Genomic DNA, 16868 nt, shown 5'->3' on the forward strand with positions numbered 1-16868 from the left:
CAATTACAACCCTTGTTAAACTTTTTATTCTTTCGATCTTTTAGACATGCTTCTTTTCAGAGACTCCCCCAATATTTTTTTTCAAAACTCCGGAATCCAATCGCCTCCGCCAACTGCGTCCGCCCGATCTCCGCCTGTCCATCCAGATCGGCAAGTGTGCGCGCTACTTTTAAAATCTTTCCGTGTCCCCTGGCACTGATTCCCTGATGCCGTTCGACCTTTTCCAGAAATACCACATCTTCCCCGGATAGACGGCAATACTTTTCGATCTGGCGGCGGGTCATCTGGCTGTTGTAGGAGATAGATTCGTCTGCAAACCTCTTTTCCTGTCGAGCGCGCGCCTCCATGACGCGGGCGCGCATGACAGCGGAGGAATTCCTCTGCTCCGTCTGTGGAAAACTCCCCTCATCTATACTCTTCTCTGAAGCCATCATACCCAAATCCTGCCGCGGTACTTCCACCCCAATATCGATCCGATCTAAAAATGGTCCCGAAACGCGGTTCAGATACCGGCGGATCTGGGTTGGAGTACAACGGCATTTTCCCAAATCTGGGAAAAAACCGCATTTGCAGGGATTCATCGCCGCCGCAATCATCGTTTTTGCCGGAAATACAACCGTCTGGTTGAGACGGGAAACCGTGATGCTTCCTTCCTCCATCGGCTGACGCAGCAGATCCAAAATTTTCGGCTGAAACTCCGTTAACTCATCTAAAAAGAGGGTTCCATAACTAGCGAGTGAGATCTCCCCGGGCTTCGGATTTCGTCCTCCGCCCGCCATCGCCTGGGCGGTCGTGCTGTGATGCGGGCTGCGGAACGGACGCTGCAAAACCAGCGGTGTGTCTGGCTTCAGGAGACCGCAGATACTGTATATCTTCGAAACTTCAATGCTTTCCTCCAGCGTAAGCGGCGGCAAAATTGTCGGAATACGCCGAGCTGCCATCGTTTTTCCCGTTCCAGCCGGTCCGATATAGAGAATGTTGTGACGCCCCGCTGCTGCCGCCTCGGTTGCCTGCCGCACCAGCGGAAGTCCGACGATCTCATCAAAATCGACGTCAAATTCTTCCTGTCCCGCCTGAAACAGATCTGGTGTGAACCATTGTCCGTGAATCTGTTCCGGATGCTGCAGGCAAGCCGTCATCGCTTTCACATCCCGGACTCCGACGATCTCGATCCCATCCACAGCCCGTCCCTCCTGTACATTCTCTTCGGATAGAAAAACCCGTTTCATTCCGCAGCGGCGCGCTTCATAGACCATCGAGAGAACACCGGTCAACGGCTTGATGCTGCCGTCCAAACCCAGTTCACCGATAAACGCCCATTGGTCCCAATCCGGTGCAGAATTGTTCTCCTCATCTTCCACCCCATCCATTTCCGGGCAGGTTTCATCCGTCTTTCTTATTTTTGCCTTTTCACCCTGTTCCCACAAGCACCTCAAAATTCCTGCCGCGATCGCCAGATCACACCCCGTTCCCTCTTTCCGCACCCCGGCTGGCGATAAATTGACCGTGATCCGCTTAGGCGGCAGGCAAAACCCCGCATTCCGAAGTGCGGTCCGAACGCGCTCCTGCGCCTCCCGCACCTCCTCCGCCAGGTAGCCCACCATGACAAAACTCGGCAATCCGTTGCTCACATCAACCTCCACCGTGATCCGGTAGCCATCGATGCCGCGGGTGCTGAAACTGTTTATTTTACTGAACATATATTTCCCCCTATTATTGATTTTTTACCTTGCCTTGTATTTTTCATATCATACAGGCTTAAAATTTGAATGTTTTTAACGATATACTGAGATAAAAGAGATTCTACTTGAATTTGATTTGAAATTAAAATAAATAGATTTGAATCATGAAATCAGATTTACCAGACCTAAAATAGATATTCACTCTTTCATTATATATAGACCTGCGGCAGAATGCAAGCCAAAACAGCTTAGAACTATGACACTAATTAATTGACATTGTGCGCACACAAAAACAAAACGCTGCAGCAAAATGCTAACATATAACATTCTGCTGCAGCTTTTTGTTTTTAATCTATCTCTTTAAATAAAATCTTCTCCCAGCTTCTCTGCCGCCGCGCGTGCAATCTGCTCCGGCGTGATCGGAAGCTCATAGAATCGTTTTCCGACTGCATTGTACACCGCATCAGCAATCGCCGGAAGCGGCGTATTGATAACAATCTCGCCGATCGACTTTGCTCCGAACGGACCAGATGGCTCATAACTGCTCTCAAACTCAACGTTTAAATGTCCATAGTCAATCCGGGTCGGAATCTTATACTGCATCAGGGAATTTTCACGCACACCACCCTGTGCATTACGGGTAATATTTTCCGTCAGCGCCATGCCGATTCCCTGCATCAGACCGCCCTCAACCTGCAGGCGGGACAGATTCGGATTGATCGGTGTACCGCAGTCTACCGCTGCCGCATAATTAATAACGCTGGTTTCGCCTGTCTCCATATCAATCTCAAGCTCAACCGCACCTGCCATAAACGGAGGCGGGGAAATGTGGGCGGTTCTCGACTCGGTTACCTCCAGCGGAATTTCATGCCCGTACATGGACGCCGTTGCGATATCAGCCAGAGCGATCTTCTTCGTCTCATCCCCGGCTTTTTCGGTTGTGAATACCTCTTTTCCGTCAAATTCCACTGCATCCGCCGGGACGCCCAGAAGCTCTGCACCCAGTTTACAGATCTGCTCGCGCAGGCGCAGCGCACACCGTTCGGTCGCTTTTCCGGTCAGATAAGTCGTACTCGATGCATAAGAACCTGAGTCATACGGGGATGAATCCGTGTCCGCGCCCAGCACCGTGATTGCGTCAATTGGGCATTCCAGCACTTCCGCCGCAATCTGCGCCAGAATCGTGTCACAGCCGGTTCCCATATCTGCCGCTCCGAGCGACAATGTATAGAACCCTTCGTCGTTGACTTTGAGACGGGCACTTCCGACATCCATCGCCGTGATTGCCGATCCCTGCATCGCCATACCCATGCCGACGCTGCGGACCTTGCCATTGCCCATGTCACGCACCGGATATTTGTCTTCCCAGCCGATCATCTCACGCACTTTTTTTACACAACGGTCGAGTGCGCAGCTTGTATTAACCTGATTATAATATGCTGGCATCAGATCGCCCTCTTTAACCATGTTTTTCAGGCGGATCTCAAAGCGGTCCATCTGAATCTGGTCTGCCAGCTCATTGACCGCCGACTCGATCGCGAAAAGTCCCTGTGTCGCACCATAGCCACGGTACGCGCCTGCCGACATGATATTCGTATAGACAACATCGCTGATAAAGCGGAATGCTTCAACACTTCCATACAACGGGATCGATTTGTGTCCTGACAGTCCAACGGTTGTCGGTCCATGCTCGCCGTAAGCACCGGTATTGGACAATGTGTAAAGATCGATGCCGCGGATCGTGCCGTCCTTCATCGCGCCCAGACGTACATGCATCTCCATCTCATGGCGCGGCGAAGACGCCGTCTGTGTCTCCATCCGGCTATAAATCAGCTTCGACGGTTTTTTCGTCATCCAGGTAACGAATGCCGGATACACTTCACAGACCGCCGTCTGCTTCGCACCAAAACCCCCGCCGATTCTCGGCTTGCTCACGCGCACCATCGACTTCGGGATATGAAGCGCATTTGCCACGATTCTGCGACAGTGGAACACGATCTGCGTGGAACTTAAAATATTTAATCTTCCGTAGGTATCGATCGAACAATAGGTACGGAATGTCTCCATCATCGTCTGCTGGCACGGCTTTGTGTGGTATACATGGTCAATCACGATGTCGCAGTCCTTTAAAACCGCCTCGACATCCCCGTTGCCGCACTCATCGTGCGCGCAGAGGTTGCGCTTGTTGTCTGCGCCGACCGGAGCAAGACTCTCCCAGTTGTCCTCTGGGTGAACCAGGATCGGGTTGTCCTTTGACGTATGGAAATCCAGAACCGGCTCTAAGACTTCGTACTGTACCTTGATCAGGCGGAGTGCTTTATCGACACATTTTTCATCTTTTCCTGCTACAATCGCCACAATATCGCCCTGAAAACGGACATGGCGGTCGATCAGGAGACGGTCATACGGGCTCGCCTCCGGGTATGTCTGCCCCGCCTGTGTGTAGCGCTTTGCATCCTGCGGCACATCCTCCCAGGTATAAATTGCCTCGATGCCCGGAACTTTCATTGCGATCGCGGTGTTGATCGTTTTTACCATCGCATTCGCATACGGGGAACGCAGAAGTTTGACGATCAGGCAGTCCTGCGGCGCCAGATCATCCACGTAAACCGGCTGTCCGGTTACCAGCTGCATCGCATCTTTTTTTCGTACAGAAGTATTGACCACTCTCATTCTGCCGCCTCCTTCTGTTTTTCTCTCTTCCAGTCTAAAAATGCCAGAATGCCGCGAAGCTGTCCTTCATAACCGGAACAGCGGCACAGGTTTCCTGCCAGATATTCGCGGATTTCATCCTCCTCCGGGAACTCTTTTTCCCGGAACAGCGCCAGCGCATTCATGATAAAGCCCGGATTACAGAAGCCGCACTGTTCGGCTCCCTGATCGGCAATGAATGCGCCAAATTCTTTTGCCTCCTCCTGGAGTCCTTCCAGCGTCGTCACGCTGTGACCGTCCGCCCGCGCCGCCAGCACGGAACAGGAAAGCACTGGTTTTTCATCCAGAAATACGGTACAGAGTCCGCAGTTTGCCGTCTCGCAGCCGCGCTTGACACTGTAACAGCCCTGACTGCGTACCAGATCAATCAGAAGCGTATCCGGTTCAATCTCCGGGGAAATCTTCGTTCCATTTAGAGTAATCGTTATCTGCATCATATGTGAATCTCCTAATATTCATACTGTTATACGATCATTTTATTGTCCTATTTCGTTTAGCACTCTTCCAGCACACGCACCGCCCGCTTTATCAGAACACCGGTTAAATGTTTCCGGTATTCAGCGCTGCCGCGCATATTTGAAGACGTCTGAACCTGATCACGGATCCACTTTGCAAGACAGGCTGCTTTCTTCCCGGTCTGCGTCTTGTCCTGACTTTCTCTGGTATCGGCATCCGCATCTGCTTTTGTTTCAGCCTTTTGCTTTTCCTCTATAAGCGCCTGTATTGTCTCCGCTGATGCCTCGAACAACACAGCACGCCCCGGACGCGCACCGATGCTAAAACGATATGCTCCATCCGCCCGTTTCGCCGCTGCACAGGTCAGCACTGGAAAATCAGTCTGCGTATTCCGCACGGACTGGTAGTGATATACGGCTTTGTCTTTATGGACAATTAATTTGACTAAAATGTCCCGGCCGCCGATCTGTTTTGCAAATTCCACCAACGGCATCCGTCCAGCTTTGTAAAGTTCCACTTCGGTGTCCATCGCCAGGAACATCGTCAGGACATCTGAAAATCCAAATCTGCCATAGATACTGCCTCCGACTGTCGCCAGGTTCCGAAGCTGCACGCCGACGATATGGCGCACCGACTCGCGCATGGCACCGTCTGTGTATGCCGCCAATCCCGGATGTTCTTCCAGCTGGCGCAGGGTAACCATCGCGCCAATCTCAAACGCATCCTCTGTCTCCTCTATCTGATCCAGCCCCAGCCCTGAAATATCAATCGCGGTTCCTACATTGCCCCGGCTCATCTTCAGCCAGATCATACCGCCTATCACCCGGTTCGCTTTTTTCTGATTCAGCTCCCAGGCTTCCTCCAGGCTTTCTACCCGTTTATATTCTCGAATCGTCATCATAGGTTTTTCCTCTTTTTCATCTATTTCTTAAATAACAAAATTATCCATCTTTTATTATAGCATAAAACATGGTATAATTCCGTTGTTATTTTTAAAATACAACGAGGCCCCTTTTTCCAGAAAAGATTAGGAGGATTTGACAAAACTATGAAACCATCCATCCGTACCTACCTCTGCAATGACGAAAACCATCGTTTCTTTGGCGAAGGTCCTCGTCAGCTTCTTCATGCCATCGATGAAACCGGCTCGCTCCGCTCCGCCGCTCTGTCCATGAATATGGCGTATACAAAAGCACTTCGGATTATCCGCTCCGCCGAAGCCACGCTTGGATTTCCACTGACCGTCCGCACCACCGGCGGAAAAGGCGGCGGAGGCAGCCAGATGACGGCGGAGGCGAGGGAGTTTCTGGCTAAGTATGAGGCATATCGGGATGCATGTACGGAGAGTGGGCAACAATTATATGAAGAATTTTTTTGCAGGCGGAAATCTGTTTTTTTCTCTTCTGGAACACAAATGCCCTCTTTCACTTGTTTGCAAAATTCAAACGATGTCCGGGTCGCCTGCATCATCATGGCCTCCGGTCTTGGAAAACGTTTCGGCTTGAACAAGCTCATGGCTTCGTTCCACGGTGCTCCGCTCATCCACTCGGTTCTGGATGTGACCGGTTCTGTTCCGCTCTTTGCCGATCGTCTCGTTGTGACGCGCTCCCGGGAGGTTCACGATTACTGTCAGTCCCTGGGGATTCCGGTGCTGATTCATACACTTCCCAATCGGAACGAGGCGCTCTGTCTGGGACTTACACACATGTTAAAAAGGCACCCGGATTTATCAGGCTGTCTCTTTGCACTCGGCGATCAGCCGCTTCTGCGTCCACGGACACTGGAACGGATATGCCGGCGCTATCTCGAATGCAGAATATCACCAGGTCACTCAAAATCTGTTTTCCCAGATTCTGATTTTTCTATTTTGGAATCAAAATTGCCTCAGAATTCAGGAATTGCGGAAAAATCACCGATCGTACAGCTCTGCAGCGTCCAAATGACGGCTTCTCCCGAACCTTCCGTCTCAACCACCGTCGGAAGCCCGATTCTCTTCGACCGGGCATATTTTGACGAACTGCTCCATCTGCCGGAAAAAGCTGGCGGAAGCCATGTTCTCCGCCAGCATCCGGACGTTGTCCAGTATGTGACTGCCGAAGTGCCGGAGGAATTGATGGATGTAGACACGCCGGAGGAGCTCAAACGCCTGGAGAATCTGGTAACAATCGAATAAAACTATAAGGACTGACATCACACATGCAGCATGATGCCAGTCCCTTTTTATCAATCTACGTATCACTTTCAGCCATACATTCCATATTTTATAGATGGATCTTATATTTTTATGTACCTATGACCTTTTTCTAATCTTCCTATTTCTTACGCCTCATCCTTCGGCAGCAGCACATTCAGGATAATCGCCATGAAAGCTGCCGGAACGATACCAGATCCGCCGAATACAAGCTGAATTGCTTCCGGCATCTTGGAAAGGATGGTTGCATGTGCACCCATGCCGTAACCAACACCCAGTGCAACAGAGACGATGGTCAGGTTGCGTGAAGTCATCTTCTCTTTCGTGATAAGCTGAATACCGCTAACTACGATCGAAGAGAACATCATAACCGCTGCGCCTCCCAGTACCGACTGCGGCATGATCGAAACGATCGCACCCAGCTTCGGAATCAAACCGCACAGAATCAGGAATACCGCACCGGTTGCAAGTGCCATGCGGTTGACTACCTTTGTCATCGTAACCAGACCTACGTTCTGGCTGAACGAAGTGTTCGGAAGAACACCGAACAGCGCCGCAATACTGGAACCAAGTCCATCGCAGATAACGCCGCCGGAAAGCTCTTTATCGGTCGCCTCACGGTCCATACCGCCCTCAACGACACCGGAAATATCTCCGACCGTCTCAACAGCGGTTACAATAAACATGATAAGAACCGGCAAAATCGCGCGCATATCAAAGACAATTTTAACCGGGACGATCACCGGAATGCTGATCCAGCTCGCCTGTGCTACCTTATCCCAGTTTAATACCCATGCTTTGGTATATTCGGTTCCGTCCGCTGCAATGCCCGTGTGCGGAAGCACCAGACCCATGACGAATGCTACAGCATAACCGGCAATAATTCCGACCAGAATCGAGGAAGAACTTAAATATCCCTTCGTTCCGTGCTTTACTGCCAGAATCACAATCAGGACAAAAATAGCAAGCAGCATATTTTCCATGGAACCAAAGTCCTGCGCCGAGCTGCCGCCGCCGAAGGAATTGACGCCGACCCCGATCAATGACAGACCAATCGAAAGAACGACCGTACCTGTTACGACCGACGGGAAAAATCGGCGAAGCGGCTTTAAGAAGCATCCAAGCACACTCTCGAACAGACCGCCGATGATCGAAGCACCCATAATGGCGCCGTACGCTAAAATACCGCCGCCCATCGTAGCCGCCACGCTGTTGAATACACCAATGAAACCAGAGCTGGTTCCCATGATAATCGGAACCTTGCCGCCGACCGGACCAACCGAAAATAACTGCAGCAGCGTGATCAGTCCCGCCACCAACATCGCATTCTGCAGAAGCTCGATCTGCAACTGTGCCAGATCGTTTCCGCCCGTGATACCACAGGCGCCTGTGATGATCAGAAGCGGTGTCAGGTTACCGACAAACATCGCAAGCACGTGCTGCAGTCCCAGCGGAATCGCCTGTTTTAACGGCATCTTCGCCTCAAACTCATAGGCAGGTCCCGTAAATTTTTTTTCATTTTCCATAGATTTTCTCTCCCTGTACCCAATTTAAAACTACCTTTTTACACAGTTTCCAAAACATTCTCAATTATAAAAAAAAGCATATGAACTGTAAAGATTGTTTTTTCATTTGTATATTATTTTTCATTAAGTAAGTTATAAGTATTACTTATAACTTACTTACCCAGTCCACAATATCACCAAATACCTCTTCCCGGTTGATCTCATGAAACAGTTCATGCCTTGCCCCCGGATAAAGTTGCATCGCCACATTGGTACATCCGGTTTCTTGCAGATCTTCCATCGCGCGCCGCACACCGCGTCCGCCTTCTCCGACCGGGTCCTCCTCTCCCGATATCAGCAGAATCGGCAGATTTTTCGGAATTCCATCAAAGCCTCTCTTCCGCTTCAAATCCAGCATGACCTGGAAAAAATCGACGAATGCCCCATCAGTAAATAAAAACTGGCAGTATGGATCCGCCTCGTATTTTTCATCCTCCTCCGTCACGCGCGACAGCCATTGATGTTCCGTTTTTCCTTTTTCAAAATAGTGGTTATAGCTTCCAAGAACCAGCTGGTGCAGCCGCTCATTTCGTCCATTTCTTCCTTCCAGCCACGCTGCCGCTGCCACGACGGTTCCGCCCAGCCACAAAAGTGGTTCCGGCTGGCTTCCGGTTCCCATGAAAATTGCGCCGTCCAGCCATTCTCCATAATGCGTGATAAAACGGCGTCCAAAAAACGAACCCATGCTATGCCCCAAAAGAATATGCGGAATGCCCTGAAACTTGTGTTTCGCAAAACGTGCCACCTGCGCCATCGCACCGATCACGCGGCGGACACCGTTTTTCTCCGCGAACTCGCCCAATTCCCCCGGTTTTGCTGTCCCTCCATGTCCCGGATGATCGTGCCCGATGACCGCAATCCCCGCCCGGTTCATCGCCTGTGCAAATTCTTCGTATCTGCCAATGTGCTCGATCATACCGTGCGCCACCTGAATGACCGCCCACGGTGTTTCCTCCGGCTCCCAGCAGATGCCATGGATTCTGCCGCTCCCATCCTGAAATGGAATATAAAAATCTTTGCCCTGTGCCATCCTGATTTCCCCGCTTTCTAAATGCTATATCGAATTAGCTCTCTCAACATTGCCTGAAATATTTTTTATTTTCCTGTTTTATTGAAGCATATAATTTTCAGATCCTTTTCATATACAGGATACCACAAAAACACTCTATTATACAATTTTCCCCCTTAAAAAAAGAACGTGCCTTGTTGTGTAATAGGGAATTCCAAGGAATTTCCTATTACACAACAAAAGCTCCATCTTTCGACGGAGCTTCTGCAGTCATACGTTTTATATATCGTATGTCATATATTCATGAATCAGTGATTCATTAGTTGTTTGTATACAGAGTAACGAGCTTGTTCAGGTACTGGTATCTAGCCTTTGCCTCTTCCTCGTTCTTTGCATCCAGCGCGCCGGCTCTATCCGGATTCTTCAGAGCCAGAGATGCGTAACGAACCTCACCCTTTAAGAATGCCTGATAGTCACCTGTCGGTGCCTTGCTGTCCAGAGTGAACTTCTTGTCCTCTGCAGCCGGATTGTAACGGAAGTTGTGCCAGTAACCGCACTCTACTGCCAGTTTCTCCTCAGTCTGAGCCTTATCCATACCCTTCTTGATACCGTGGTTGATACACGGAGCGTAAGCGATGATTAAGGACGGACCCGGATATGCCTCTGCCTCAGCAAGAGCCTTAACAGTCTGAGCATAGTCAGCACCCATAGAAATCTGAGCAACGTATACATAGCCGTAACTCATAGCGATGGAAGCAAGATCTTTCTTCTTCACATCTTTACCACCTGCTGCGAACTGTGCAACTGCACCGGTCGGAGTTGCCTTAGAGGACTGTCCGCCTGTGTTGGAGTAAACCTCGGTATCATATACCATGATGTTGATATCCTTGCCAGAAGCAAGTACGTGGTCAACACCGCCGAAACCGATATCGTAAGCCCAACCGTCGCCACCGAATACCCACTGGGATTTCTTAGCGAGGAAGTCTTTGTTCTTCACAATATCCTTGCAGTTCGGGCAGTCGATGCCATCCAGAGCCTCTACCAGCTTGTCGGTAGCTGCGCCGTTCAATGCACCGATTCCGTAAGTATCCAGCCACTCTTTGCAAGCTACTTTCACTTCATCGGTCGCCTGTTCTGCCGCCATCACAGCCTCAACCTTACCCTTTAAGCCGTCACGGATTGCGTTCTGAGCCAGAAGCATACCATAACCGAACTCTGCGTTGTCCTCGAACAGGGAGTTGTCCCAAGCCGGACCCTTGCCAGCCTTGTTCATGGTGTAAGGTGTGGACGGTGAAGAGTTGCCCCAGATAGAGGAGCATCCGGTTGCGTTGGCAATGTACATACGATCGCCGAACAGCTGAGTAATCAGTTTTGCGTACGGAGTCTCGCCGCATCCTGCACAAGCGCCGGAGAACTCAAGTAACGGCTGTTTGAACTGGCTTCCCTTAACGGTTGTCTCTTTATATTTATCAATGACATCCTGTTTGATCGGAAGTGTCTGACCGTAGTCATAACCCTTCTGAGCCTCCAGATTCTTGTCAAGACTTACCATCGTAAGTGCTTTCTCACCCTTCTTGCCCGGGCAGACATTTGCACAGGAACCACATCCGGTACAATCCAGGGAAGAAATAGTCATCACGAACTTGTACTGCGGCATACCTGTAAGTGGCAGTGTCTTTGTTCCTTCCGGAGCGGCAGCAGCCTCTTCCTCGGTCATCGCGATCGGGCGGATAACTGCGTGCGGGCACACATAAGAACAGAAGTTACACTGGATACAGTTGTCCGGATTCCAAACCGGTACATTGACTGCGATACCACGTTTCTCGTATGCAGCGGAACCAGACGGAGTTGTACCATCTACATAATCGGTAAATGCAGATACCGGCAGGTTGTTACCCTCCTGAGCATTGACAGCAGCCTGAACGGTGTTGACAAACTTAACAACGTCTGCTCTTCCCTCGGTTGCGTGAGTCATCTCAAGTCCCTCGTCCTCGCCGTTCTTCCAGCTTTCCGGAACCTGAATCTCTACAACGTTCTGAGCGCCTGCATCGATAGCAGCCCAGTTTTTCTTAACAACATCTTCGCCCTTACGACCGTAGGTTGCCTTTGCAGCAGCCTTCATCAGTTCGATCGCTCTCTCCTCCGGAATAATATTTGCCAGCTTGAAGAATGCGGACTGAAGGATGGTATTGATACGGGTCGGACCCATACCGGTCTCGATACCCAGTTTAACACCGTCGATGGTGTAGAATTTAATCTTGTGGTCAGCGATGAACTTCTTAACCTGTCCCGGTAAGTGCTGCTCCAGCTCTTCCATGTTCCACGGGCAGTTTAACAGGAATGTACCGCCGTCAACCAGTTCCTGAACCATGTTGTACTTACGGATGTAAGCCGGGTTGTGACAGGCAACGAAGTTTGCCTTGTGGATCAGGTAGGTGGATTTGATCGGTTTATGACCGAAACGAAGGTGGGACATTGTAACACCACCAGATTTCTTGGAGTCATAATCGAAGTAAGCCTGTGCGTACATATCGGTATTATCGCCGATGATCTTGATAGAGTTCTTGTTTGCACCTACAGTACCGTCGGCACCAAGACCCCAGAACTTACAGTTTACAGTTCCTTCCGGAGTGGTAACAAGCGGTGCGCCAAGCTCCAGGGAAAGGTTGGTAACATCATCTACGATACCGATGGTGAACTGTTTCTTGGTTGTGTTCTCATATACAGCTACGATCTGAGCCGGTGTGGTATCCTTGGAACCAAGTCCGTAACGACCTGTGAAGATCGGAGTCTGATCGAATTTTGTACCCTTTAATGCTGCTACTACATCAAGGTAAAGCGGCTCGCCAAGGGAACCTGGCTCTTTGGTGCGGTCTAATACAGAAATCTGCTTAACTGTATCCGGAATAGCGTCTACCAGTGCGCTGGCTACGAACGGACGGTACAGGCGAACCTTTACAACGCCAACTTTCTTTCCAGCTGCTACGAGGTAATCGATCGTCTCCTCGATGGTATCGTTGACAGAACCCATTGCGATGATAACGTGCTCTGCATCCGGAGCGCCATAGTAGTTGAACAGCTTGTAGTCTGTGCCAATCTTCTCATTGACCTTGTCCATGTATTCCTGAACAATCGCCGGAAGTGCATCGTAGTACGGGTTGCAAGCCTCTCTTACCTGAAAGAAGATATCCGGGTTCTGAGCAGAACCGCGCTGACACGGGTGGTTCGGGTTCAGTGCATTCTTACGGAATGCATCGATTGCATCCATATCTGCCATATCTTTCAGATCTTCATAATCCCAGGTCTCGATCTTCTGAATCTCATGGGATGTACGGAAACCATCAAAGAAGTTAATGAACGGAATCTTGCCCTTGATGGATGCCAGATGTGCAACCGGGGTTAAATCCATAACTTCCTGTACGCTGGATTCACACAGCATCGCGCAGCCTGTCTGACGGCACGCATAAATATCAGAATGGTCACCAAAGATGGATAACGCATGGCTGGCCAGTGCACGAGCAGAAACATTAAATACGCCCGGGAGCTGCTCACCTGCAATCTTGTATAAGTTCGGGATCATCAGAAGCAGACCCTGGGAAGCGGTGTACGTGGTTGTCAGCGCACCTGCTGCCAGAGATCCGTGTACTGCACCTGCTGCACCTGCCTCAGACTGCATCTCTGTAATCTGAACTGTGTGGCCGAAAATATTGGTTCTTCCGTCTGTTGCCCATTCATCGGTAGCCTCAGCCATCGGAGAAGAAGGGGTAATCGGATAGATAGCTGCCACGTCGGTGTATGCGTAAGAAGCATGCGCTGCTGCGTGGTTTCCATCCATGGTTTTCATCTTTCTTGCCATAATGAATATTCCTCCTATTGATAGTGAATGTATTCAGTAATAAATCTCCCCAAATAGATTGTCCTGGAAATTTACCTGATAATATTATAACAAATTCTCGTCAAAATGCAAATAAATTTGATTAATATCCGGTATTATTTTTCGAACAATTACAAAAAAGCTGTCTACTGTTTTTTCAGATAGTCGGTAAAATCACAAAATATGAAAAAAAGCGCCGCCAGACGAAGAAAGACTCTCCATCCAGCGGTGCTTTTCATTCAAATGCCGCTTGAATGCCCTTTTATCATTCATTTTTGCAATCTATCTTACAGCACTTTCTATATTTCACCTTAGTTTTTCCTTGGTTTTAATTGCTTCCAGGTCCATTTGCTTCCACAACCGGATTCGTTTCCTCTGGCTCTGGAGTTGTCTCCTGTGGTCCTTCGTTGGATTCCGCCGCTGTCGTGGTCGGAGCTTTTGTCTCGCCGCCAGAGCTGGACGGTGCCGCTGTGGTTGTCTCATGTGCCGCTGTGCTCTCATTAGCTGCATTTGTCTCAGCTGTGGTGCTCTCTGCTGCCGCCGTTGTCTCCGTTGCGTTGGTCGCTACAGTAGCGGAACTGTTACGTTTGATTTGCGCTGCCTTTCCACGATAGCTGCTATTGTGAAAAAATTCACGACTCACTTCTTTATCATTCTCATAGGTAACCAGATCCGTGGACCAGCGGCTGCCCGGAGTCGCTGCCTTTGTCTGCACTTCCTGCCCCGGCTGCAAGGAACCATCCTCGGTATAAACCGCAGACGGCGGATCAATCTCGCTTGTCTTCTCAGAAGACATACGAATCTTGACACCCTCTTTCAGAATCGGAACTCCATACAGTGCGATCGTCAGTTTTCGATCCGATGCGCTGAAGCTTGCCTTGATAGCCAGCGGATATTCCGAGTTGTTGACGAACTTGAAGTCCGGTCCGCCGTAGCTGACTGCCGCATCCTCGCCCGGTGTAACGTAGGACGGCTCGTAGCTGTGTGCGTGGCGCTCCGTACTTTTAAGCCCCGCAAATACAACCGCGTTATATAAGGTTGAAGATACCTGGCAGACGCCGCCGCCTGGCTCCTGGACAACCTCGCCATTTAAGTATGCGGTTGCCGGCTTGTAGCCTTTTTCTTCGGTTCTCGCACCGGTCGTATTGTTAAAGGAAAATTCCTGTCCTGGTTTGACAATCATTCCGTTTAACGCTGCGACCGCCAGACGGATATTCTCGTTTCGGTTGCTGTTGGAGGTCGTCGTGGTTGTGTAGGTGGACATTGTCTTGTACTTATCCTGTACCGACGAATCCGCTGCGACTTCCTTCGTCTCTGCGGTCAGAACGGCATCAAACTCTTTCTTGTCAATCGCATCGACCATCGCCTGTGCCAGCTTGTCCTGATCGATGACAAGTCCCTTGGTGCCCTCGCTGAACTCAAACTTGCCCGTTTCCTTATTGTAACCGGAGATACCGCCGCTCTTGGCTGCCATATTCCAGTTTCCGGCAATCAGTGCTGCCTCTGCCTTGGCATCCTCGATCATATTTTCCGTGTTGACTTCATATGTCTCACCCGGTTTCAGATCACTTGCATAGATCTCCTCGAGAAGCTGATCAACTTTATCCGCCATCAGATTGGTGACGTCGGCCTCTTTGTCCTCGTATTTGACCTTCATCTTCCAGTCAAATGAATCAAGGATCGCCTTGCGCGCCTCCTCCTGCGTCATTCCGTAAATATTGACACCGTTGACGGTCACCTCTCCATCTGCCACGGTACTCTCCTGTACGGCATCCGATTCGGTCGCCCCGCCTGCCGCGCTGCCCCCACCGCACCCGCGGGAGGCAATCGCCGCTATCAGGATAACCGCCAGGACACCGATCACGATCAAAAGGATCTGTGTAATATCCAGACGGTTTCTTCTCTTCTTTTTATAACGCCCGGAAGTATGCCCACTCCGACCGGCTGCCGCCCGGTTCATCGCAGTATCCCGGCGTCCCGTGCTTGTGTGCGCAGCTGTACTTTTTGTATGGCTGGATGTTCCGGACGACGAACGATGCCCGGTACTGCTGTACGAACTCAGCGTTCCGCCCTCCAATCCTCTATGTTCAAAATTCCTTCCTCCTGAAGAATTTCTGTTGTACTCACTCATTTTCCATCACCTGTCCGTCTTTTCCATGAAATTTTATTATATGTGTTTATTTGAAAATATCCCTGCTACAGTATAGCACAATTCCAGGAAAAGAAAATAACATAATTCTTAAATTAACTTATAAATTTTTTTGATCCCCACAACCGTTTCCTGGTACAAATTTCCACAGCCGCTCTGTTTTTTGTATAGCGCTTCTTCTTTCAAATATATCTGATGTAAACAATCATTTTTGTTCCCGTTTACACACTGGCAAACTGCAGCGGGTATTTGCCGCATACTTGACTTTTCCATCTAATGCGGGTAGTCTTACAGCAGAAGGAGGTCTGCATCTATGCAGTTAATTGATTTACACGTTCATTCTACTGCTTCGGACGGCACACTCACGCCCACCGAAGTGACAAAGCTGGCGCTCCAATGCGGTCTGACCGCCTATGCGCTGACGGATCATGATACAGTTGACGGCGTTGCGGAAGCCATGCAGGCAGCCGAGAACACCTCCCTGACTGTCATTCCCGGTGCCGAATTTTCCAGTCCTTATGAAGGAAAAGAAATCCATATTCTGGGGCTCTACCTGAACCCGCACTGCCCGGAACTTTTATCTGCACTGCGGCAGGTCCGCGAGATCCGCAACCGGCGCAATGAAGAGCTTCTCGCTTTATTTCAGGCAGATGGATTTCCCATTAAATATGAAGATTTAATTCACGGAAATGAACACACTGTCATCACCCGTGCCCATTTTGCACGCGCACTGCTTGAAAAAGGCTGTGTCACTTCGGTCAGCCAGGCATTTGATAAATACCTCGGGGACGGCAAAAAATATTACCGCCCGAAGCAGATGATTGAGCCGGAGGAAGCGATCCGCCTGATCCGTGTAGCTGGCGGTTTACCAGCGCTCGCACATCCTCTCCAGTATAAACTTGGCTGGAAAAAGACCGAGCAGCTTCTCTCCTATTTAAAAGAAGCCGGAATGATGGGCATCGAGGTTTATTATTCCTCACACTCTCAATCCGACAGTCTTCATTTACGTGAAATAGCTTCCCGTCTCGGTCTGGTCTCCACCGGCGGTTCCGATTTTCACGGTGCCAACAAACCAGATATCCATCTTGGAAGCGGCTACGGCGGTCTGCGGGTTTCTGCACTGCTGCTGGACAACATAAAAGCCCGGTTACAGCAGAAAAACAGCTAAAATGCTGATTTACCCGCTCACACTTCTATCGGTTCCGTATGTTCAGGCATTTACGATCTATA

At 50.0% G+C, this 16868-nt stretch carries 10 protein-coding genes; 2 read left to right on the plus strand and 8 right to left on the minus strand.

What is annotated here, in order from left to right; genetic code table 11:
• Positions 1–56: 56 nt before the first annotated feature.
• From DWV73_RS02410 to DWV73_RS02425, 4 genes are all read right to left on the minus strand, one after another.
• Positions 57–1700: a YifB family Mg chelatase-like AAA ATPase gene (locus DWV73_RS02410; RefSeq protein WP_117795469.1), complete on the minus strand. Its 1644-nt coding sequence runs from the start codon at positions 1698–1700 to the stop codon at positions 57–59.
• A 342-nt stretch (positions 1701–2042) separates the two neighbouring features.
• The gene (locus DWV73_RS02415; protein ID WP_106999931.1) at positions 2043–4355 is read right to left on the minus strand and encodes a molybdopterin cofactor-binding domain-containing protein; all 2313 of its coding nucleotides are present in this window, start codon (positions 4353–4355) and stop codon (positions 2043–2045) included.
• On the minus strand, positions 4352–4828 hold the full coding sequence (locus DWV73_RS02420) for a (2Fe-2S)-binding protein (RefSeq protein WP_107000403.1): 477 nt from the start codon (positions 4826–4828) through the stop codon (positions 4352–4354). Before DWV73_RS02420 ends, DWV73_RS02415 begins: the two co-directional genes overlap by 4 nt.
• A 59-nt stretch (positions 4829–4887) precedes the next feature.
• Entirely contained in the window at positions 4888–5751 is an 864-nt protein-coding gene (locus DWV73_RS02425) for an FAD binding domain-containing protein (protein WP_117795471.1), read from the minus strand.
• A 147-nt stretch (positions 5752–5898) separates the two neighbouring features.
• Between DWV73_RS02425 and DWV73_RS12695 the strand changes: the two genes are divergently transcribed.
• On the plus strand, positions 5899–7023 hold the full coding sequence (locus tag DWV73_RS12695; RefSeq protein WP_181986195.1) for an NTP transferase domain-containing protein: 1125 nt from the start codon (positions 5899–5901) through the stop codon (positions 7021–7023).
• 146 nt (positions 7024–7169) lie between these two features.
• Here DWV73_RS12695 and DWV73_RS02435 read toward each other — a convergent pair whose 3' ends face one another.
• From DWV73_RS02435 to DWV73_RS02450, 4 genes are all read right to left on the minus strand, one after another.
• Entirely contained in the window at positions 7170–8567 is a 1398-nt protein-coding gene (locus DWV73_RS02435) for a nucleobase:cation symporter-2 family protein (RefSeq protein ID WP_117795473.1), read from the minus strand.
• Positions 8568–8712: 145 nt separating this feature from the next.
• A complete protein-coding gene (locus tag DWV73_RS02440; RefSeq protein WP_117795475.1) occupies positions 8713–9636 on the minus strand; it encodes an alpha/beta hydrolase in 924 nt (307 codons plus the stop codon).
• Between the two features lie 298 nt (positions 9637–9934).
• Positions 9935–13471: a pyruvate:ferredoxin (flavodoxin) oxidoreductase gene (gene nifJ / locus DWV73_RS02445; RefSeq protein WP_117795477.1), complete on the minus strand. Its 3537-nt coding sequence runs from the start codon at positions 13469–13471 to the stop codon at positions 9935–9937.
• A 346-nt stretch (positions 13472–13817) separates the two neighbouring features.
• The gene (locus DWV73_RS02450; protein WP_242995705.1) at positions 13818–15566 is read right to left on the minus strand and encodes a VanW family protein; all 1749 of its coding nucleotides are present in this window, start codon (positions 15564–15566) and stop codon (positions 13818–13820) included.
• A 385-nt stretch (positions 15567–15951) separates the two neighbouring features.
• Between DWV73_RS02450 and DWV73_RS02455 the strand changes: the two genes are divergently transcribed.
• Positions 15952–16806, plus strand: a complete 855-nt coding sequence (locus DWV73_RS02455) for a PHP domain-containing protein (RefSeq protein WP_117795479.1) — start codon at positions 15952–15954, stop codon at positions 16804–16806.
• The last annotated feature ends 62 nt before the right edge of the window (positions 16807–16868 follow it).

The organism is Clostridium sp. AF12-41 (genome assembly GCF_003461685.1).
Lineage (GTDB): Bacteria > Bacillota > Clostridia > Lachnospirales > Lachnospiraceae > Otoolea > Otoolea fessa.

Excerpts from the sequence above, each read along its gene's own strand:
- DWV73_RS02410 (WP_117795469.1), bottom strand. The coding sequence starts at position 1,700 with ATGTTCAGTAAAATAAACAGTTTCAGCACCCGCGGCATCGATGGCTAC.
- DWV73_RS02415 (WP_106999931.1), bottom strand. The coding sequence starts at position 4,355 with ATGAGAGTGGTCAATACTTCTGTACGAAAAAAAGATGCGATGCAGCTG.
- DWV73_RS02420 (WP_107000403.1), bottom strand. The coding sequence starts at position 4,828 with ATGCAGATAACGATTACTCTAAATGGAACGAAGATTTCCCCGGAGATT.
- DWV73_RS02425 (WP_117795471.1), bottom strand. The coding sequence starts at position 5,751 with ATGATGACGATTCGAGAATATAAACGGGTAGAAAGCCTGGAGGAAGCC.
- DWV73_RS12695 (WP_181986195.1), top strand. The coding sequence starts at position 5,899 with ATGAAACCATCCATCCGTACCTACCTCTGCAATGACGAAAACCATCGT.
- DWV73_RS02435 (WP_117795473.1), bottom strand. The coding sequence starts at position 8,567 with ATGGAAAATGAAAAAAAATTTACGGGACCTGCCTATGAGTTTGAGGCG.
- DWV73_RS02440 (WP_117795475.1), bottom strand. The coding sequence starts at position 9,636 with ATGGCACAGGGCAAAGATTTTTATATTCCATTTCAGGATGGGAGCGGC.
- nifJ (WP_117795477.1), bottom strand. The coding sequence starts at position 13,471 with ATGGCAAGAAAGATGAAAACCATGGATGGAAACCACGCAGCAGCGCAT.
- DWV73_RS02455 (WP_117795479.1), top strand. The coding sequence starts at position 15,952 with ATGCAGTTAATTGATTTACACGTTCATTCTACTGCTTCGGACGGCACA.